Consider the following 18,530-nt stretch of genomic DNA (forward strand, 5'->3'; position numbering starts at 1 on the left):
CGCTCGCACGGGTCGGCGTGGTTGTGCCACCCGTCCGCTACGAGGCCTCCGTCGCCCGGGGCCTGGGGCGCATCAGGAACGCGGCCCCGGCCCCCGCGCCGAAGAGGGCGGCCAGTGACACTCCGGTCGCCAGCCAGGTGGCGCCCAGCCACTGGCCGCCGAAGTAGCCGAGGGCCACGCTGTAGGCGGCCCAGGCCAGCCCGGCGAGGGCAGACCAGGGGAGGAACTCGCGGACCCGGCGGTGGGCGGTGCCGGCGAGCAGCGAGACCACCGAGCGCCCGGCCGGGGCGAAACGGGCCACCACGACGAGGGCGCCGCCACCGCGGGCGAGCGCCCCGCCGAGACGTTCCTGCGCCGTGACCAGGCGACGGGACCGGGCGATCGCGCGGTCCAGACGCGGACCGCCGCGCCAGGCGAGGCGGTAGACGGCCAGGTCGCCGATGACCGAGGCGGTCGCCGCGCAGAGCGTCAGGACCAGGATGTCGGGGACGTCCTGCGGAACCCGCCCGGCCGCCGCCGCGCCCGATCCCGCGGCCGCAGCGGTGGCCGCCGTGATCACCAGGACACCGCTCGGCAGCACCGGAAGGAAGATGTCGAGGAGCACGGAGACGGCCACCACCACATAGATCCATGGGCTGCTGACCAGCGCACCGATACTGCCGAGACCTTCGAGCACCACGACTCCCCGTTCCTCCCCCGTGGGCCGGGCCATGCCGCGGGACGCGGGGACGGCAGGAGCGGCCGATGACAGCCATACAGCGTACGCCGGGGGTGTGACAGACAGTTCACAGGGGGCTCAGGTCTTCACCACGGAGCGTTCACCTGCGAGGGCGTCCGGAGCGGTCGGCGGGGCGCCGCGGTCCGGCGGGCGTCCCGCCGGGCGCCGCGGTCCGGATCAGGCCGCGACCGGCGTCTGCCGCTCGGTGACGGACTCCGGCCGCTCGGAGGTGCGCCGGGTGAGCAGCCGGTCCAGGCCGAAGGCGCCGGAGCCGGTGAAGACGAGCAGCAGGAAGGCCCAGCAGAACATGGCCGAGGCCTCGCCGCCGTTCTCCATCGGCCACAGGGCGGACGGCTGGTGGACCTTGAAGTACGCGTAGGCCATGGAGCCCGAGGAGACGAGCGCGGCGGCGCGGGTGCCGAGGCCGAGCATCACCAGGGTGCCGCCGACCAACTGGATGACGGCCGCGTACCAGCCCGGCCAGGTGCCGGCGTCGATCGTGCCGCCGCCCGACGCGCCGCCCAGGACACCGAAGAGGGAGGCGGCGCCGTGGCAGGCGAAGAGCAGGCCGACGACTATGCGGAACAGGCCGAGGGCGTAGGGCTGGGCGCTGTCGAGGCGTCCGGACATGTGGGGGGTGCTCCTTCGGTCGGGCCGGCCCGACGGGGGGCCGGTGGGGGACGGAACCGAGTGGGCTGCCCACGTTAGGTGAGCCTAACGAGTACTTGCAAGTTCAACATTAGGCCAAGGCGTGACGTGCGGTGGCGCCACGGCGGCGGGCCGCGCCACAGGTGGGAGCGCTCCCACAGGTGAAGCGGAGCCCGCCGGTGTGACTTGTTTCGTACCCGGCTCCGCCCCCCGTTACCCGGCTCCGCCCCCCGTCACCCGCGTACGCGACTACGCCAGCTCGCGCTCCGCGATCACCCGCAGCGCGGTCGTCCCGTCGCGTTCCGCCTGCGCCTGCTCCAGGCGCAGCCGGGCCGAGCGTCCCCGCAGGGTCAGTGTCATGATCTGGTTGCCGAACCAGGGGCCGCCGGTCTTGCGCCAGCCGACCGCGGGCTCCGCACAGCGCCCGTGCCGGGCGATGCGCCGGCCGAGGGCTCGCGCAGGGGCGCTCCAGCCGAAGCGGAAGCCGAGCCGGATCGAGAGCGGCACCGAGTTGTGGACGGGGGAGCAGGTCAGCTGCGCCACCCGGGCGTCGGGGGTGCGTCCCGGCCAGGACGGCTCGGCCACGTAGGCGTGGTGGACGTCGCCGGAGAGCACGCTCACCGTCGCGGGCGCCCCCGGCCCGGTGCCGGCCTCGGCGATGAGGTCCGCGAGGGCGTCGAAGGAGGCCGGGAAGGCCGCCCAGTGCTCCAGGTCGGCGCCCCGCCTGATCTTCTCCCCCTGCCGGGCCCAGCGGGCACCCCGCTCGCCGGCGCAGATCGCGGCGTTCCACGCCTCCACGTCGTGCACCAGGTGGGGCAGCAGCCAGGGCAGGGAGGTGCCGATCAGCAGGTGGTCGTAGGAGTCCCGGTCGTCCATGACCTGCTCGCGCAGCCAGGCCTCCTCGCCCGGGTCCAGCATGGCGCGGTGGTCCTCGTCCAGGACGCGGGCCGCGCGGGAGTCGACCATCAGCAGCCGTACGCGGCCGAAGTCGCGCCGGTAGCTCCAGCGGACGGAGGTCGCGTCGGCGTCCGCCCGCGCGGCGAACGAGCGGAGCGCCTCCGTGCCGTCCTCGTTCTCGCGGACGGCCGCGTAGAGGGGGTCTGCGGCCAGCTCGTCGGGGGACATGTTGCCCAGCTGCTGGTAGACCCAGTAGGACATCAGCCCGCTCAGGATGCGCTCGTTCCACCAGTCGGTGGCCCGCATGTCGGCGAGCCAGGCGGCGGAGGTGTTCCAGTCGTCGATGACGTCGTGGTCGTCGAAGATCATGCAGCTGGGCACGGTGGACAGCAGCCAGCGTACGTCCGGGTCGGTCCACGACTCGTCGTAGAGGTGGCTGTACTCCTCGTAGTCACCGACCTGGTCGCCCGGCCCCTCGTCCAGGCTCCGGCGGCCGGAGATCCACTCGCGTGTGGCGTCGGAGACCTCGTCGGCGTACACCTGGTCGCCGAGCAGGAGCAGCAGGTCGGGCCGGGCGCCCTCGGGGTCGGCCGCGATGCGGGCGGCCAGGGTGTCCAGCGCGTCCGGGCCCACCGGGTCCTTCCCGCCGGCCGGGGGCGCGGCCCAGCGGCACGAACCGAAGGCGACGCGCAGCTCCCCGTCCGCCGGGGACGTGGCGATCACCGACGGCGGGAAGGGCGAGTCGGGCAGCGGCCACACGCGCGTGTCGTCGAGGAGCACCTCGTACTCCGTCGCTGTGCCCGGGGTCAGGCCGCTCACCGGGACCAGGGCGTAGTGGTGGCCCGCGACGCGGAAGGTGCGGGCCGTGCCCTTGGCGCCGTCGGCGCAGCGGACCTCGGCGGTGCAGGGTCGGTCGGTCTCGACCCAGACGGTCGCGCACGAGCCGTCGGTGTATCTCAGCAGTGGTCCCAGGCGCAGTCCGGCCATGGTGATCCCCTCCTCCGTCGCCCCGTACGGTACGGAACGACGGAGGCCGAGGGGGAGGCTCCGCGCCGAACACGTGGTGGACGGGGCGTCAGCAGTTCGCGAGCTGGCTTTGCAGGGCGGACTTCTCGGCGGAGTCCACCGAGAGGTCGTAGTAGTACTTCACCTGTACCCAGGCTCGGGCGTATGTGCAGCGGTAGGCGGTGCGCGAGGGAATCCAGGTGGCCGGGTCCTGGTCGCCCTTGGACTGGTTGACGTTGTCGGTGACCGCGAGGAGCTGGGGGCGGGTCAGGTCGTTGGCGAAGGACTGGCGCCGGGAGGTGGTCCAGGAGCCGGCGCCCGAGTCCCAGGCCTCGGCGAGCGGGACGAGGTGGTCGATGTCGACGTCGGCGGCGGCGGACCAGGTGGCGCCGTCGTAGGGGGAGTACCAGCTGCCGCTGGTGGCGGCGCAGGAGGAGTCGGTGACGACGCCCGAGCCGTCGCGCTTGAGGACGGTCTCGCGGGTGTTGCAGGCGCCGGACTGCGTGATCCAGTGCGGGAAGAGGTCGCGGTCGTAGCCGGTGCGGCTCTCCGTCTTCACCGTGAGGGTGGCGAGGTAGGAGCGGGCGGTGGCGCCGCTGACCGGGGTGGGGAGGGCGGCGGAGGCGGCCGGGCCGTTGAGGAGCCCGGCGGAGGCTATGAGTCCGGTGAACGCGGCGAGGAAACCGAGCCGTCGACGCGCGTAGAACTTCGACATGCGAACTCCCTGGGGAGGTGGGGGTGTTGGGGCGCGGGCAGGGGGAATGCTCGCGACGCCGCATGGCGCACAGGTGTGCGGTCGGTAAGAAGTTAGTGACGTGTGCATGGCACGTCTATGGGTGTGACGCGACTCGTGACGGAACGCCCCGGGACTTTCGCCCCTCGATGCCGCCCGGGGGCTCGCGTACTATGGACGGCGCAGAAGGGGAGTAGCTCTTCGCCGGACCGTCGACATACTGCTCAGCTCGTCTGAGCCGGCGCCCGGAGGCAGGCCTCGTGCGCGGGGCCGGCCAGCGAGACCTTCGGCAAGCAGTGCAGGCCCGTGCCGTACGGCGGGGGCGACCGTGTGCTGCCGTGCCGAGGTGTCCGCAGCGCAGGATCAGCACTCTCGGTGGGGCGGCCCCGACCGATAGAGGAACCTTGATCAGCCTGACCGTGACGGCCGTAGTCTTCGGCGTCGTCTTCCTCGCGGAACTCCCGGACAAGACCGCGCTCGCCGGCCTCGTCCTCGGCACCCGCTACCGGGCCTCCTACGTCTTCGCCGGCGTGGCCGCCGCCTTCCTGGTGCACGTCGTGCTGGCGGTCGCGGCCGGCAGCGTGCTCACCCTGCTGCCGCAGCAGATCGTGCACGCGGTCACCGGCATGCTGTTCCTGGGCGGCGCGGCCGTGCTGCTGATGCGGAAGGACGACGAGGACGAGGAGATCCGCAAGCCGGAGGACCAGTCCTTCTGGAAGGTCTCCGGGGCGGGCTTCATGCTCATCCTGGTCGCCGAGTTCGGTGACCTCACGCAGATCATGACGGCGAACCTGGCGGCCCGCTACGACGACCCGCTCTCCGTCGGCCTCGGCGCGGTGCTCGCGCTGTGGGCGGTGGCCGGGCTCGGCATCGTCGGCGGGAAGGCCCTGATGAAGCGGGTGCCGCTGGCGCTGATCACCAAGATCGCGGCGCTGCTGATGCTGGGCCTCGGCCTGTGGAGCCTGTGGGAGGCGGTCGCCGGCTGAGCCCCGGTCCGCGGGCCGGGTCCCGGCGGGACGGATGTCGGCGGGACGGGCGCCGGGTGAGGCGAACGGCACGTGAACGTTCCGGCGGGGCGGTGGCGCGACCCCCGGTGCGTTTTGTACCGTGGAGAAACAAAGTGGCTCCCGCCCGTTCTCCCTGACCGGCGGGCGGGGCCGCCTTGTTTTCCTCCCCGCGTCTGGAGTCTGCCGATGACGGCCACCGCCACCACCGTTCTCACCGCCCGTGCCCTGCTGCTGGACATGGACGGCACCCTCGTCAACTCGGACGCCGCCGTCGAGCGCGTCTGGCGGCGCTGGGCCGACCGGCACGGGCTGGACGGCGACGAGGTCATGAAGGTCGTCCACGGGCGGCAGGGCTACGCGTCGATGGCGCTGCTGCTGCCGGACCGGCCCATGGAGCAGAACCACGCGGACAACGCGCGCATGCTCGCCGAGGAGACCGCCGACACCGAGGGCGTCGTCGAGATCCCCGGGGCGTCGGAGTTCCTGGCCTCGCTGCACGGTCTGCCGCACGCCCTGGTGACGTCGGCGGACGTGCCGCTGTCCACGGCGCGGATGGCCGCCGCCGGGCTCGCGCAGCCGGACGTGCGGGTCACCGCCGAGTCCGTCGGCGCCAGCAAGCCCGACCCCGAGGGTTTCCTCAAGGGCGCGGCCGAGCTGGGCGTCGCCCCCGCCGACTGCATCGCCTTCGAGGACTCCGGCGCCGGCATCACCGCCGCCCGCGCCGCCGGGATGCGGGTCGTCGGGGTCGGTCCCCGGGCCGGTCTGCACGGGCCCGACGTGGTCGTGGAGGACCTGACGCGGGTCCGGGTGGAGGCCGGCGCGGACGGGACGCTGCGGCTGCACGTCGGCTGAGCGGCGGCCGGCTGCACGCCGGCTGGGCTACGGCCTGGGGGTGCGCGTCGGCTGGGCCACGACCTGCGGTGCGCGTCGGCCGAAGGGTCCGGTGGGGCCGGCGGCCGACGTGACGGCGCCCGCGTTCACGGCTCGCGGGTCTCGGACTCCAGCCGGCTCCGGGTGTCCTGCCCGTAGACGCCCAGTTCGTCGGAGCGGATGCCGCGTGCCCACTGGTAGGTGCGGACCGAGTCCTCGACCCGGTGGCCGTAGGTGCCGTCGATATCGCCGGTGTAGAGGTACAGCTGGGCCAGGCGCTGCTGGAGTTCGGCGACCTCGGGGCCGCGGTCGCCGCGTTGCAGCGGGGAGCCGCCGTCACGGTCCGGGCCGTCCTCCTCGGACTCCGGTGTCGGGTCCTCGGCCGGCGTGGTCGTCTCGGTCCGCGTCGGCTCGGCCGACGGCGACGGCGTGGCCGAGGCGCTCGACGCCGACGGCGACGGTGAGGCCGACGGGCTCGCGCTGGGCGACGCGGAGGCGGACGGGGACGGCGAGGACGAGGTCGGCCGGGCGGACGAAGGGCTCGGCGCGGGGGCCGCGGACACCGCGTCGGTCGACGGGTCCGGCACGCTCGCGCGGACCTCGTCCGGCAGCGCCCCGTCCCGCGAGGGACTCTCGTAGGAGAACAGTCCGCTCGCGAACCCGGCCGCGCCCACCACGACCACGAGCGCCCCGGCGGCGCTGAGCAGCACACCCCGACGCCGTCCGCGCGGCGGGCGTCCGTCGGAGGCGCCGTACGCGCCGGGCCCCGCGGGTGCCGCGGGCGCGGTGGCGGGCGGCTCGAACAGGCGCAGGTCGTGCGCGCTGGGCGCGCCGGCCGAGGGCGCCAGCGGAGTGGGCAGCACGGAGGTCGCCTCCGTCGGCGCCGAGCCGCCCGAGCCACCCGAGCCGCCCGAGCCGCCCGAGCCGCCCGTGCCGCCCGAGCCGCCCGTGCCGGCGCCGACGGCGCGCAGCGTCATGGTGGCGTCCTCGTCCGGCGCGGGGGCCCTGCCGGGCGGGGTGGGGCCGGTCGCGGACGCCGGTGTGGGGGTGGCGGGTGTTCCCGGCGGGGGCGTCGGGGACGCGGGCGTCTCCGCTCCCAAGGAGGGAGCGGTGCCGGGGGTGGACGGGGTGCCCGATGCGTCCGGTGCGGGTGCGGTGCCGGGAGCAAGCGGCGTGCCGGTCGCGGGTGTTGCGGAGGCCGGTGCCGGGCCGGTCCCGGGCGCCGGGGCGGAGCCGCCGGTCCCGGGAGCCGGAGCCGGGTCGGTCCCGGGGGCCGGTGTCCGCCCGGGGTGGTCGTCCAGCTCCACGTAGGGCCGTATGCGCAGGGGGTCGAAGTCCTCCGCCGCTGCCGCCTGGGCCGTACGGGCTTCGCGCAGGGCGTCGGACGCCCGCGTTCCGCAGGCGCAGGAGGGCGTGTTGTCGGCCCTCCTGGGCGTGCCGCACTCCGGGCACGAATGGCCCGCGGCAGGCTCCAGCGGCTCCTGCGGCGGCTCTTTCTGCTGTTCCACGCGTTCGTCCCTCCCCTCGCGACTCCCCTCGCGAACTCCAAGGATTATGCAGATCTTCTCCACACTTCCGCGCACACGCCCCCCGAACACCGGCTTCCCGCAGGCGTCGAAACAGGCATATCCGGTCACACCGTCCAGAGTGAGAGGCTGACCTGCCGTCAGGCGGCCTGCGACAGCCGCTTCTCGAACCAGTGCTCGGCGTACGGGCCCTCCTTGTACGCCTCGGTCTCCGTGTAGCCGAGCCGCGCGTACAGGGCCCGGGCCTCGACGAGGTCCCCCCGGGTGTCCAGGACCATCCGCGAGGCCCCGAGCGCCCGTGCGGCGTCCTCGGCGGCCCGCACGAGCAGCGCGGCGCCGCCCCGGCCGCGCGCCTCCTCGTACAGGAACACCCGGGTCAGTTCGGCGGTGGTGTCGTCGCGCAGCCGTACGCCCGAGGTGCCGGCCGGTTCGCCGTCGTACCGGGCGACGAGCAACCGCCCCCGCGGCGCCGCGAGGTCGGCACCCGAGTGCGCGGCGATCTCGCGCTCCAGCTCGGCGGGTTCGGTGGGCCGGCCCTCGTGCAGCAGGTACCAGCGGTCGCTGACCTCCGTGTAGTACGCCCGCCACAGGGCGGCGGCGACGGGGGAGTCGTGGGGTTCGGGGGCGACGGTCCAGGTCATGACCGGCATGGTCGGGAGGGGCCGGCTCCCGGCGCAAGCGTATTTTCCCACCGGTGCGCCGTCGGCGCCTCCCGTGCGCTGTTTACGGGGGGACTTGGAGGCAACCCGAACAGCGAACCGGCCCGTTCGGAGAGCCGGTCAGGGCCGAGAACCCGGAAGGCACCCATGTCCACAGGCGTGATCATCGCGTTGATCGTGATCGTGGCCGCCGTGCTCGTCGTAGCGGCCGTACTGGCCCGGCGCGCGCGGGGCCCCCAGCACGGAAACCTGAAGCGGCGCTTCGGGCCCGAGTACGACCGGGCCGTGGCCCGGCACGACGGCGACACCAAGGCCGCCGAGCGTGAGCTGGCCGAGCGCGTGGAGCGGCACGGTTCGCTGCACATCCGGTCGCTGGAGCCGGCCGAGCGCGAGCGGTACGAGGCGCGGTGGACCGCGGCCCAGGAGCGCTTCGTCGACTCCCCGCGCGAAGCGGTCGGCGAGGCGGACCGGCTGCTCGCCGAGCTGGCCGGCACCCGGGGCTTCCCGGACGGCGGGCAGTACGAGGAGCAGCTCGCGGCGCTGTCCGTGCACCACGCCCACCACGTCGACGGCTACCGGCGCGTGCACCGCGTGACGCACGCGCGGGTGGACGGCGCGCAGGACAGCGGGGCGGGCACGGAGGAGATGCGCGAGTCCATGGTCGCGGCCCGCGCGCTCTTCGAGGAACTGGTCCACCCCTCCCGCCACGACGGCAGCCGGCACCGTGCCGGAGCCGAGGGTGACGGTCGGGCACCGGCCACCCGCACCCAGCACACCTGGTCGTTCAACAAGCGCCAGCCGAAGGAGAGTTGAGCCACATGTCCGATGTGACCCGGCAGACCGGCGGCATCCCCGTCGAGCGAGACAGGCAGACCCCCGACGCCCGGGGCGAGACGGCCCTGGGCACCACACCGCCGCAGCAGCCGACGGAGCCGGCTCCGGGAGCGCGCGCCGATCACGCGGCGGGCACCCGGAGCGAGACGACCCCGGGCCTGCGGACGGACGGTCCGGAGCACACGCCCGGCCGCCTGGGGACCGACGGCCCGGAGCACACGTCCGGTCCGCGATCCGACGGTCCGGGCCGCACGTCCGGTCTGGGGACCGATGGTCCGGGCCGCACGTCCGGTCTGGGGACCGATGGTCCGGGCCGCACGTCCGGTCTGGGGACCGATGGTCCGGGCCGCACCTCCGGTCTGGGGACCGATGGTCCGGAGCACACCCCGGGTCGGCGGGCCGACGGACCCGACCGCGCCTCCGGCCACCGGTCGGCGCACGGTGACGGCACGCTTCTCCCGCACGACGAGCTGGACAAGCTCGGCCAGCGCCTCCACCACGCGGTGGCCGGCTTCGTCGACGCGCCGCGCGCCTCCGTGGAGGAGGCCGACCGCGTCCTGGAGGAGATAGCCGGCCGCCTCGCCGACGCGGTGACGCACCGCCGCACGACCCTGCGCACGTCCTGGCACGACACCGGCGCGGACGACCGCGCGACGAGCACCGACACCGAACAGCTCCGCCTCGCCCTGCGGGACTACCGCGAGCTGGCGGACCGCCTGATGCACCTGTGACGCGTGGGCGTCACCGCTCCGCCGCCCGGCCCTCCCGCCACCGCTCCACGACCTCTTCGACGTCGTAGGGCTTCAGACCCAGCGGGGGGCCGGGCGGCGGCTTGAACATGACGTCGCGGATCTTGACGTTGATCTCCTCGACGATGCGGCGGACCACCCGCTCCGACGGGGCCTTCGCCGCCGCCTCCAGGGCGTCCTCCGCCTCCTTGCGCAGCGCCAGCGTCGGGGGCAGCACGGAGAAGCCCTCGCGGGCCATCTTCCGTTTGACCCACCACATTTCGTCGTAGGTGCCGTCGACCTCGCTCGGCAGGGGCTTGCCCGCGCCGGGCAACTGTGCGAACTCGCCGCGCGCTTCCGCGTCGCGGATCTGCTTGTCGACGAAGGACTCGAAGTCGACGCCCGGGGGCTTTCGCTCGGTCATGACCCCATTGTGCCGGACACCGCACCCCGGTCCGATTTACTATGCGGCGGCGACGATCGAAGGAGCGCACGTGCTCGAACTCACCATGGCCGCCGTGACCGCGGCGGACGCGGGTGCCACGGCCGGCATGCAGATGGCCGAGGCGCCCAGCGAGCCGGGAGCGGTGCTGCGGGTGGGCCGGGACAAGGCCGTGTGCCGGCTGTCGACACCGGACGACTGGCTGTTCGTCTCCCGGGTGCACCTGGAGTTCCGGTGCGGGGCCGACGGCACGTGGCAGCTGACCTGGTTGCGGGGCTCCCAGCCGGACCCCTCCTCCGAGGTCCGGCTCACCGTCGGCGGGTACGCGCAGGCGGTCGGCTACGGCGACACCGTGGGGCTGCCCCGGGGCGGCAGCGGCGAGATCGTGGTCCAGGACCGGGCGGAGCCGCGCAGCGTCAACGTCGGCTTCTACCACGAGGCGTGAGGGCGGGCCCCCGAGGGCGGCACCGGCCGCGGGCTCACGCGGTGGTCGCGCGCTCCTCGACCGCCGGGGCCGATCCCGGCAGCGGGCGCCCGGCCGACTCCGACATGAACCACACCGCCACACCGCCGACGACGGCCGCGGCCATCATGTAGTACGCGGGCATCATCATGTCGCCCGTCGCCCCGATCAGCGCCGTCACCACCAGCGGCGTCGTCCCGCCGAACAGCGAGACGGAGACGTTGAAGCCGATCGACAGCGACCCGTAGCGCACCCGCGTCGGGAACAGCGCGGGCAGCGCGGACGGCATCGACGCCGTGAAGCAGACCAGCAGCAGGCCGAGCGCCGCCATGCCCAGCCCCACGGCGAGCAGACTGCCCTCGCGGATCAGCAGCAGCGCGGGGACGGACAGGAGCAGGAAGCCCGCGCAGCCCGCCGCGATCACCGGACGGCGCCCGATCCGGTCGGTCAGCGCGCCGGCGAACGGCTGGACGACCATCATCAGCGCCATCACCGCCAGCACGACCAGCAGCCCGTGCGTCTCGTCGTACTTCAGCTCGCTCGTCAGATAGCTGGGCATGTACGACAGGAGCATGTAGTCGGTGACGTTGAAGACCAGCACCAGGCCGACGCAGAGCAGCAGCGCCCTCCACTGCCCGGTGACCATCTCGCGCAGCGGCACCTTGGGCCGGGTCGCCTCCGCCTTCTCGACCTCGGCGGCGAAGGCCGGCGTCTCCTCCAGCCGCATCCGCAGGTACAGCCCGATGATGCCCATCGGCCCCGCGATCAGGAACGGGATGCGCCAGCCCCAGGACGTCATGTCGCCGTCGGAGAGCAGCGCCGTCATCAGCGTCACCAGCCCGGCGCCGCCGATGTACCCGGCCAGCGTGCCGAACTCCAGCCAGCTTCCCAGGAACCCGCGCCGCTTGTCCGGCGCGTACTCGGCGATGAAGGTGGACGCGCCCGCGTACTCGCCCCCGGTGGAGAAGCCCTGCACCAGCCGGGCGACGAGCAGCAGCACCGGCGCCCAGACGCCGATCGTCGCGTAGGACGGGATCAACCCGATGGCGAAGGTGCCGGCGGCCATCATGATCATCGTGAGGGCGAGGATCTTCTGCCGTCCCACCCGGTCCCCGAGCGGACCGAAGACCATGCCGCCGATCGGCCGGACCAGGAAGGCCGCCGCGAAGGCACCGAACGTGGAGAGGAGCTGGGCGGTCGGGTTGCCCGACGGGAAGAAGACCTTGCCGAGCGTCACGGCGATGTAGCTGTAGACGCCGAAGTCGAACCACTCCATCGCGTTGCCGAGCGCCGCGGCCCTCACGGCACGTTGGACGAGCGCGGGGTCGGTGGCGGTGGGCGCGGCGGCGCGAGGCGGGGAAGCGGGGCTCGTGCGGGACGGGTGAGCGGCGACGGGGGCAGCCGACAAGACTTCGCTCGCCTACCTTTCGACGGGGACAGGGACGCCACGACCCGCACGGCGGCGCTGTCGCCGGGCCGGAAGAAGCCCGCGGCACACGGCCGCGGGCAGAAAAAGACCATAGGCGCTGATGCGCCGCTTACGCCCGGTACGCTTATCGTTGCACTGTGCACCGAAAGGGCGTGCACGCAGGGACGTCCCCGCGTCACGGCCCGCCTCCACCCCCTGTGACCTGTGATCCTTCTCGCTCCCGGGGGGAGGCGTCCCCGTCCGCTCCGCACCGTCACCGGTCGAACACATGGCCGGAAGGTCCAAGAAAAAACGGAGCGAAAGGCGGGCGGCGGTCAGGTTGAGCGGGGGTTGCCTGCGTCTCCCTCCGGGGGCGGTGCGAGCCTCATAGGGTTCGCAGGAACAACACATCGCGTACACGGGCGCGGTGGGAGCGGGGCGGGAGGCCGACGAGGCGTGGCGAATGCGGAGCACAGTGGGCGACCGGCGGAGGCTTTCGGAGCCCCGGCCGTCGATGCGACCAGAGCGCGGCTGCGGGCCGCGCGCCTCGGGCTGTGGCTGGTCGCCGCCCTCCTCGTCGTACGACAGCTGGCGGCGGTCCTCAGCACCCCGCGGGGGGAACGGCTGACGGACCTGGAGACCTGGGTCGGGCCGCACGGAGTCCTGCACGTCGAGGGCTCGCTGTACGACTCGACGCAGTTCACCGGCACGCCGTTCGTCGGGCTGGTCCTCAAACCGTTCACCCGCGCCGCCGAGCAGGCCCTCGGCTGGGGCTGGACCTTCGGCTCGCTGCTGCTGGTGGTGGCCCTCGGCCTGGTCGCCGCCCGTGCCCTGCCGAAGCCGGTGGGCCGCCGTACGGCGCTGCTGGCGGCGCCGGTCGCGGTCAGCCTGCTGATGCTGTCCCTGCCCGTGCGCAACGCGCTGTGGCTCGGCCAGACCAGCATCATCCCGGTCCTGCTCGTCCTGCTGGGCTGCTTCGCCGTGCGCGGCGAGCACGCCGACCGGGTCGGCGGGGTGCTGATCGGCGTCGCCGCCGCCTTCCAGCCGACCGTGCTCCTCTTCGTCCCCCTGCTGTGGTTCACCGACCGCCGACGGGCCGCCGTGTCCACCGGAGTCACCTTCCTCGCCTGCACGGCCGTCGCCTGGGCCGCCATGGCCGAGGACTCCTACACCTACTGGGTGCACCACCTGGCCGGCGTGGGCCTCGGCGGCGCGGCCGACGACCTCGCCAACCAGTCCCTGCACGGCGCGCTGCTGCGCCTCGGGCTGACCGGCCCCCTGGAGATCGCCCTCTTCCTGCTGCTCGGTGCGGCCGTTGCCGTCCTCGCCCTGCGGCGCGCCGTGCGCTACGCCCGGGACGGCCAGCTGCTGCTCGCCGTCGCCGTCACGGGCTGCGCCGCCGTCGCGGTGTCGCCGGCCGCCTGGCAGCACCAGCTCCTGTGGGTGCTGCTCGCGGTGGTGGGCCGGGTCGGCAAGCGCGCCTCCGACCGGTACGTCTGGCCGGTCGCCGTGGTCCTGGTGATGACGCTGCCGGCGAAGATGATGCTGCCGAACATGGCGGCGCTGTACCCGGTGCGGGACAACGTCGTCCTGCTCGCGGCGCTGGCCGCCGCCGTCGCCGTGCCCTTCCTGTCCCGCACCTCGCCGTACTTCGACGCGCCGGTCCCCACGAGCTACGCGCCGCCGGTCCCGACCCGCTTCAAGCACGTCCCGCTGCTGCCGTTCCTGCGCCGGGTCCTCACCCGCCCCAACCTCCTCCTGGAACTCCTCCTCATCCGGGTCACCTACGCCGCGTACTCCAAGGTCCGCCTCGCGGCGACCGGCGGCAGCAACTCGGCGGGCCGGGAGCGCGCCGAGGAGCACGGCCGGCAGATCCTGGACATGGAACGCTTCCTGCACATCGACGTCGAGCACGCCATCAACCACGCCGTGGTGAAGGTCGGCTGGCTGCGGGACTTCTTCGACTTCTACTACACGTCGTTCCACTTCGTCGTCCCGCTGGCGGTCCTCGGCGTCCTGTACTGGCGCCGCCCCGTCGACTACCGCTGGGCCCGCGCCTCGCTCGGCTTCACCACGCTGCTGGCCCTGGTCGGCTTCTGGCTGTACCCGTTGGCGCCGCCGCGGCTGATGCCGGGCCTCGGGATCATCGACACGGTGCACGGCGTGCAGGACTTCTCCAAGCCGGACTACGGCACGCTGACCCACCTCACCAACCAGTACGCGGCGATGCCGTCGCTGCACTTCGGCTGGTCGCTGTGGTGCGGGGTGGCGATCGCGGTCATCGCCCCGAAGATGTGGATGAAGGCCCTGGGTCTCCTGCACCCCACCTTCACCGCCGCGGCGATCGTGGCGACCGGCAACCACTGGCTGCTGGACGCGGTGGGCGGGGCGGCCGTGGTCGCCGCCGGTTTCGGCCTGGCCTACCTGTTCCAGGGCCCGAGGGCGCGGGTGGTCACAGCCACGGCCGCCGAGCAGGCCGGCCCGGACGTGAAGGCCGTTCCCGCGCCCGCCCGGCCCCCGGCCGAGGACTCCGTGCGGCCCGACGAGGGGCTCAGCAGCGATCCTCCGTCGCCGGCGAAGGACCGTACCGGGAGCTGAGCCGGTACTCCCCGGGTGCCTCGACGGTCAGGCGGGTGAACTCGCCGTCCCGGGCGAGGCACCCGCCGTCGGCCCGCAGCCACGGCGACCAGGCGACCCGTACGGTCACCGGGCCGGGCCGGTCCACGTGGAGCACCAGGTCGGTGCTGCTCGTGGTCACGACGGTGCCGGGCTCGGAGACGAGCGGTACGGCGTCCCGCACCCGGAACACCCTCCAGTGCGCGTCCTGCCAGGCGGGCTCCAGCCAGTCGGGCCGCAGCCCCGGGTCCCGCACGAGGGCCGCCTCGGCCTCGGCGGGACCGTCCGGCTTGGCGGCCGGCAGCACGACGAGACCGACCGCCCAGCGGTCCAGCCACTGCCGGTAGGTGGTCGCGGAGAAGGTGCCGTCGTAGAAGAGGCGGGCGCGTTCCACGTCCAGCTGCCGGTTCCAGCCGCGGGCCAGGTTGACGTGCGGGGCGAGACCGGCGGCCTCGCGGTGGTCGCGCGCGGGCACCACCTCCACCCGCGTGCGGTCGGCGCCGAGCCCCTCCAGCGCCCGCACGACACCGTCCGTCTCGGCCGCCCAGGCGGGCACCGCCGTGTACTCCCGCAGGTCGTCGTCGGTCTTCTTCACCGTCCACCCCACGGAGAAGACGAGCGCGACGACCAGCAGACCCCGCGCGACCCGCCGCGCCCGGTCCGTGCCGAGCAGCGCCGCGAGCAGCGCGGGAGGCGCGAAGTACTCCGCGAACCGCTCGACGTTCGTGCCGACGGCGGAGGGTATGAGGTACGTCAGCACGGTCCCGGCCGCGTACACGGCCCCGCTCCACCGGGCGACCCGCCAGTCGCGCGGGGCCAGCGCCGCCACGGCGAGGCCGAGCACGACCGGCGGCCATATTCGGGATGCGGGCATCGGCTGCTCCCCGCTGAACGGGAACAGCAGCGTGGTGAGCGCGACGACGGCGGCGGGCGGTGCCAGCAGCACCAGGGCGCGTCCCCAGTCCCGCACGAGCAGGAAGCCCGCCCCGACGACGGCCAGGAACAGCCCGGCCACCGGTGACGCCATGGTGGCCAGGGCCGCGTACCCGGCGGCGAGGACCAGTCGCCGCTCCCGGACCAGCATCAGGCACGCGGCCAGCCCGAAGGCGAGGCCGAGCGCGAAGGTCGTGCGCCCCGAGGCGACGTTGCACCACAGGGCGAGGGAGGCGAGCAGGGCCACCCACACGGGCCTGCGTACACCGGTCCGTACGACGAGCACGGCTGCCAGCCAGGCGGCGGCCAGTCCGGAGACGAGGGTGACGGTCCGCACGCCGAACACGGCCATCAGATACGGCGAGATCACGCTGTAGTTCGCGGTGTGCACCCCGCCGTACCAGAACAGTCCGTACGGCGAACCGCCGTGCCGCGTGACGAAGTCCGTCCACGCCACCTGCGCGGCGAGGTCACCCCCGCCGGTGGCGAGAAACGCCCACCACACCGCGTACAGCGGGAGAGTGGGCAGGGTCGCGAGCAGCGGCACGCGATGCCGGTGCGCGAAGGCGCGCAGGGCACCGCGCGGGGGTCTGCCCGTACGCCCCTCGGGGAGGGCGACGGCGAGTTCGGCAGGGACCACGGTCGGGGAATCCGTTCGGTTTCATCGGCGGGCACGGCGGGTGCACGTGCGGAGACGAGAAATCGAACAGATTAGTTGAGCGGTCCCGGTCAGATCACTCCGGGGTGGCGGCCCACCCGACGAAGGCGGCGAAGGTGGCGGGGCTCAGGGTGAGGACCGGCCCCGCCGGGATCTTGGAGTCACGGATGGCGACGGTGGCGTGGTGGGGGAGTGCGGCGACTTCGAGGCAGTTGCCGCCCTGGTCGCCGCTGTACGACGACTTACGCCAGGCGAGCGGGCCGAGGGGGGCGCATTCGACGCACTCGCCGCCCTGGTCGCTGCTGTAGCTGGACTTACGCCACTGAATCCTCGTCGGCATGGCCTTGCTCTCCATAGCGCTCCTCCATCACCCGGCGGATCAGTTCCGCCGAGTCCTTGATGGAGAGCGCGGCGGCCCGGAGATGATCGTAACGGAGTGAACAGTCCTTGACGCTTTCCGGGTTGGGGGTCGGATGTCCGCTGCCGTATCTCTCCGTGTAGAGGATGGTCGGGTCACCCGCGAAGCGGAAGAGACTGAACGAGCCTGTGAGGCCGGGATGAGCCCCGGCTGAGAAGGGCAGCACCTGAACATTGATGCGGGGGTTGTTCTCGAAGGACAGCAGGTGGGCCAATTGGCCGCGCATCGTCTCTCGGCCTCCGATCGCCTGGAGCAGGGCGCTTTCACTGACGACAGACCAGAAGATCGGGGGTTCCGCTGTGGCGAAGATGGCCTGACGGGCCAGCCGTACAGCGGTGCGGTCGTCGAGGTCGCTCGGGTCGTAAGCGCCGAGCACGGCCCGTACGTAAGCGGGGGTTTGGAGAAGTCCGTGAACCATGTGCGTCTGGAACGCGCAGATCTCGACCGCTCGTGTCTCCAACTCGGCCATCTGTTGGAACCAGGCAGGAAGCTGGCTGCGCATTACGAGTGTGACCAGTCGGGACAGTAACCCGCCCGTACCCAGAGCCGCGTCGACCCTTTCGCTGAACTCCGGCGTCGGCAGCTTCCGGGCCGTCTCGATCTGGCCCACCAGTGAGCCCGTGTAATTGACGATGTCCCCCAGCTGCCGCTGGGTCAGGCCGGCGGCCTCACGGTAGCGGCGCAGTTCGAAGCCGTAGTAGTCCAGCGGCGAGGCGCCCGGGTCGAGGACGTTGATGTGGGTCATGCGCAGAGCCCCCTCTCGCACAACTCGGTCCACTCCGGAACCGGTTGTATCCGATCGGTAGCCCACGGTAGTCGTCCGACGTCAGGCTCGTGCCGTGAACGACTACTTTCCCTCGGCCCTCGTGGGCCACTGCACCGACCAGTACCGGATGAGCTTCACGGCCGGCGCGCACTCCGCCCGGCACGTGCGGCGGATCGTCCGTTCCTTCCTCGCCGAGTGGGGCCTCGCCGGCGTGACGGACGCCGTCGAACTCGGCGTGACGGAGCTGCTGGCCAACGTCGTACGCCATGTCCCGGACCGCCGCTGCACGCTGCTGCTGCGGCAGACGGGCGGCGTGGTCCGGGTCGAGGTGGCGGACGGCAGCCCCCGGCAGCCCGTGCTCGCCGTGTCGGTCCGCCACGACGCGGAGAGCGGCCGGGGGTTGGTGCTGCTGGACGCGGTGGCCGACAAGTGGGGCGTGGGGCCGGGCCCCGCGGGCGGCAAGACCGTGTGGTTCGAGTGCGCGGACCGCGCCGGGGCCCCGGCCTCGTAGACGGCCTCGTCAGGCGAGCCCCTCCTGCGACGGGACGACGACCCCGTACAGGTCGGCGACGGTGGCGAGAGCGGCGTGGTGCACCTGGCGGGCTTCCACTTCCGTGCCCGCGACCGGCAGCGCGCGGGTGGCGCAGGCGTCGGCCACGACGGTGGGGCGGTTGCCGCGCAGGAAGGCGCCCTGGGCGGTGAAGGCGACGCACATGTGCGTCATGAAGCCCGCGATGACGAGGTCCCCGTGGCCCGCGGCGTCGACGTGCCGGTCCAGGTCGGTGCCGACGAAGGCGTTCGGCGCCTTCTTGACGACGACGGGCTCCCCGTCGAGCGGGGCGACGCTCGGGTGGATCGCGCCGATCTCGGCCCGGACGTCGTACGGGGTGCCCTCGCCGCCGTCGTTGACGACGTGGACGACCTTCGCGCCCTCCTGGCGGGCCCGCGCGAGGAGCCGGGCACCGGCGTCGAGCGCCTCCTGCCAGCCGTCGAGTTCCATCACGCCGGTCGTGTAGGTGTTCTGGTAGTCGATGAGGACCAGGGTCGAGTCCGCGAGCTTCGCGGGGGTGTCGTCGAGGCCGTTGAGCTGTCGCAGTGTGGTTCTGGGCATGTCGGACCGCCTGAAGTCATGTGTCGGGGTGGGCAGTTCACCGGCGTGGTGACCTGCTCCTGACGCTACGGCCGGTCCGGTGGTGTCGGC

The 18,530-nt window shown here is 73.3% G+C and carries 19 protein-coding genes; 7 read left to right on the plus strand and 12 right to left on the minus strand.

Features of this window, described 5'->3' with window-relative positions; genetic code table 11:
* Positions 1-37 precede the first annotated feature (37 nt).
* The 4 genes from AC07FV_RS03035 to AC07FV_RS03050 all read right to left on the minus strand — a co-directional run bounded on the left by AC07FV_RS03035 (position 38) and on the right by AC07FV_RS03050 (position 3,983).
* Positions 38-676, minus strand: coding sequence for a DedA family protein (locus tag AC07FV_RS03035; RefSeq protein WP_479084877.1), 639 nt, complete (start codon positions 674-676; stop codon positions 38-40).
* A gap of 219 nt (positions 677-895) precedes the next feature.
* A complete protein-coding gene (locus tag AC07FV_RS03040) occupies positions 896-1,348 on the minus strand; it encodes a DoxX family protein (RefSeq protein ID WP_479084209.1) in 453 nt (150 codons plus the stop codon).
* Positions 1,349-1,615: 267 nt separating this feature from the next.
* A complete protein-coding gene (locus tag AC07FV_RS03045) occupies positions 1,616-3,250 on the minus strand; it encodes an alkaline phosphatase D family protein (RefSeq protein ID WP_479084210.1) in 1,635 nt (544 codons plus the stop codon).
* Positions 3,251-3,338: 88 nt separating this feature from the next.
* Positions 3,339-3,983: an HNH endonuclease family protein gene (locus tag AC07FV_RS03050; protein WP_479084212.1), complete on the minus strand. Its 645-nt coding sequence runs from the start codon at positions 3,981-3,983 to the stop codon at positions 3,339-3,341.
* A gap of 422 nt (positions 3,984-4,405) precedes the next feature.
* Here AC07FV_RS03050 and AC07FV_RS03055 point away from each other — a divergent pair, with 422 nt between their 5' ends.
* Both AC07FV_RS03055 and AC07FV_RS03060 read left to right on the plus strand, forming a co-directional pair.
* Complete coding sequence (locus tag AC07FV_RS03055) at positions 4,406-4,987, plus strand: TMEM165/GDT1 family protein (protein WP_479084214.1); 582 nt, start codon at positions 4,406-4,408, stop codon at positions 4,985-4,987.
* A 207-nt stretch (positions 4,988-5,194) separates the two neighbouring features.
* The gene (locus AC07FV_RS03060) at positions 5,195-5,860 is read left to right on the plus strand and encodes an HAD family hydrolase (RefSeq protein ID WP_479084215.1); all 666 of its coding nucleotides are present in this window, start codon (positions 5,195-5,197) and stop codon (positions 5,858-5,860) included.
* Positions 5,861-5,985: 125 nt separating this feature from the next.
* Here the strand turns inward: AC07FV_RS03060 and AC07FV_RS03065 are convergent, their stop codons facing one another.
* The gene (locus tag AC07FV_RS03065; protein WP_479084217.1) at positions 5,986-7,386 is read right to left on the minus strand and encodes a peptidoglycan-binding domain-containing protein; all 1,401 of its coding nucleotides are present in this window, start codon (positions 7,384-7,386) and stop codon (positions 5,986-5,988) included.
* Between the two features lie 158 nt (positions 7,387-7,544).
* The gene (locus AC07FV_RS03070; RefSeq protein ID WP_479084219.1) at positions 7,545-8,045 is read right to left on the minus strand and encodes a GNAT family N-acetyltransferase; all 501 of its coding nucleotides are present in this window, start codon (positions 8,043-8,045) and stop codon (positions 7,545-7,547) included.
* Between the two features lie 165 nt (positions 8,046-8,210).
* Between AC07FV_RS03070 and AC07FV_RS03075 the strand changes: the two genes are divergently transcribed.
* Both AC07FV_RS03075 and AC07FV_RS03080 read left to right on the plus strand, forming a co-directional pair.
* A complete protein-coding gene (locus AC07FV_RS03075) occupies positions 8,211-8,876 on the plus strand; it encodes a hypothetical protein (protein WP_479084220.1) in 666 nt (221 codons plus the stop codon).
* 5 nt (positions 8,877-8,881) lie between these two features.
* Positions 8,882-9,628: a hypothetical protein gene (locus tag AC07FV_RS03080; protein WP_479084222.1), complete on the plus strand. Its 747-nt coding sequence runs from the start codon at positions 8,882-8,884 to the stop codon at positions 9,626-9,628.
* 10 nt (positions 9,629-9,638) lie between these two features.
* Here the strand turns inward: AC07FV_RS03080 and AC07FV_RS03085 are convergent, their stop codons facing one another.
* A complete protein-coding gene (locus AC07FV_RS03085) occupies positions 9,639-10,049 on the minus strand; it encodes a DnaJ family domain-containing protein (RefSeq protein ID WP_479084224.1) in 411 nt (136 codons plus the stop codon).
* Positions 10,050-10,119: 70 nt separating this feature from the next.
* Here AC07FV_RS03085 and AC07FV_RS03090 point away from each other — a divergent pair, with 70 nt between their 5' ends.
* The gene (locus AC07FV_RS03090; protein ID WP_479084225.1) at positions 10,120-10,512 is read left to right on the plus strand and encodes an FHA domain-containing protein; all 393 of its coding nucleotides are present in this window, start codon (positions 10,120-10,122) and stop codon (positions 10,510-10,512) included.
* A 34-nt stretch (positions 10,513-10,546) separates the two neighbouring features.
* Here AC07FV_RS03090 and proP read toward each other — a convergent pair whose 3' ends face one another.
* Entirely contained in the window at positions 10,547-11,938 is a 1,392-nt protein-coding gene (gene proP, locus AC07FV_RS03095) for a glycine betaine/L-proline transporter ProP (protein ID WP_479084227.1), read from the minus strand.
* Positions 11,939-12,394: 456 nt separating this feature from the next.
* Here proP and AC07FV_RS03100 point away from each other — a divergent pair, with 456 nt between their 5' ends.
* A complete protein-coding gene (locus tag AC07FV_RS03100) occupies positions 12,395-14,536 on the plus strand; it encodes a bifunctional glycosyltransferase 87/phosphatase PAP2 family protein (protein WP_479084228.1) in 2,142 nt (713 codons plus the stop codon).
* On the opposite strand, the gene AC07FV_RS03105 is transcribed toward AC07FV_RS03100, so the two are convergent.
* The 3 genes from AC07FV_RS03105 to AC07FV_RS03115 form a co-directional block, all read right to left on the minus strand.
* Entirely contained in the window at positions 14,490-16,127 is a 1,638-nt protein-coding gene (locus AC07FV_RS03105) for a hypothetical protein (protein ID WP_479084230.1), read from the minus strand. The two genes, AC07FV_RS03100 and AC07FV_RS03105, sit on opposite strands and share 47 nt — an antisense overlap.
* A gap of 94 nt (positions 16,128-16,221) precedes the next feature.
* On the minus strand, positions 16,222-16,485 hold the full coding sequence (locus AC07FV_RS03110) for a DUF397 domain-containing protein (RefSeq protein WP_479084232.1): 264 nt from the start codon (positions 16,483-16,485) through the stop codon (positions 16,222-16,224).
* Complete coding sequence (locus AC07FV_RS03115; protein ID WP_479084233.1) at positions 16,460-17,308, minus strand: helix-turn-helix domain-containing protein; 849 nt, start codon at positions 17,306-17,308, stop codon at positions 16,460-16,462. Before AC07FV_RS03115 ends, AC07FV_RS03110 begins: the two co-directional genes overlap by 26 nt.
* A gap of 94 nt (positions 17,309-17,402) precedes the next feature.
* On the opposite strand from AC07FV_RS03115, the gene AC07FV_RS03120 reads away from it, so the two are divergent.
* A complete protein-coding gene (locus AC07FV_RS03120) occupies positions 17,403-17,840 on the plus strand; it encodes an ATP-binding protein (protein WP_479084235.1) in 438 nt (145 codons plus the stop codon).
* 9 nt (positions 17,841-17,849) lie between these two features.
* Here the strand turns inward: AC07FV_RS03120 and AC07FV_RS03125 are convergent, their stop codons facing one another.
* On the minus strand, positions 17,850-18,440 hold the full coding sequence (locus AC07FV_RS03125; RefSeq protein ID WP_479084236.1) for a cysteine hydrolase family protein: 591 nt from the start codon (positions 18,438-18,440) through the stop codon (positions 17,850-17,852).
* Between the last annotated feature and the right edge of the window lie 90 nt (positions 18,441-18,530).

It is taken from the genome of Streptomyces sp. NPDC045956 (assembly GCF_056430705.1).

Coding starts and splice junctions, on each gene's coding strand:
- AC07FV_RS03040 (WP_479084209.1), bottom strand. CDS start 1,348: ATGTCCGGACGCCTCGACAGCGCCCAGCCCTACGCCCTCGGCCTGTTC.
- AC07FV_RS03045 (WP_479084210.1), bottom strand. CDS start 3,250: ATGGCCGGACTGCGCCTGGGACCACTGCTGAGATACACCGACGGCTCG.
- AC07FV_RS03050 (WP_479084212.1), bottom strand. CDS start 3,983: ATGTCGAAGTTCTACGCGCGTCGACGGCTCGGTTTCCTCGCCGCGTTC.
- AC07FV_RS03060 (WP_479084215.1), top strand. CDS start 5,195: ATGACGGCCACCGCCACCACCGTTCTCACCGCCCGTGCCCTGCTGCTG.
- AC07FV_RS03070 (WP_479084219.1), bottom strand. CDS start 8,045: ATGACCTGGACCGTCGCCCCCGAACCCCACGACTCCCCCGTCGCCGCC.
- AC07FV_RS03075 (WP_479084220.1), top strand. CDS start 8,211: ATGTCCACAGGCGTGATCATCGCGTTGATCGTGATCGTGGCCGCCGTG.
- AC07FV_RS03080 (WP_479084222.1), top strand. CDS start 8,882: ATGTCCGATGTGACCCGGCAGACCGGCGGCATCCCCGTCGAGCGAGAC.
- AC07FV_RS03085 (WP_479084224.1), bottom strand. CDS start 10,049: ATGACCGAGCGAAAGCCCCCGGGCGTCGACTTCGAGTCCTTCGTCGAC.
- AC07FV_RS03110 (WP_479084232.1), bottom strand. CDS start 16,485: ATGCCGACGAGGATTCAGTGGCGTAAGTCCAGCTACAGCAGCGACCAG.
- AC07FV_RS03115 (WP_479084233.1), bottom strand. CDS start 17,308: ATGACCCACATCAACGTCCTCGACCCGGGCGCCTCGCCGCTGGACTAC.
- AC07FV_RS03125 (WP_479084236.1), bottom strand. CDS start 18,440: ATGCCCAGAACCACACTGCGACAGCTCAACGGCCTCGACGACACCCCC.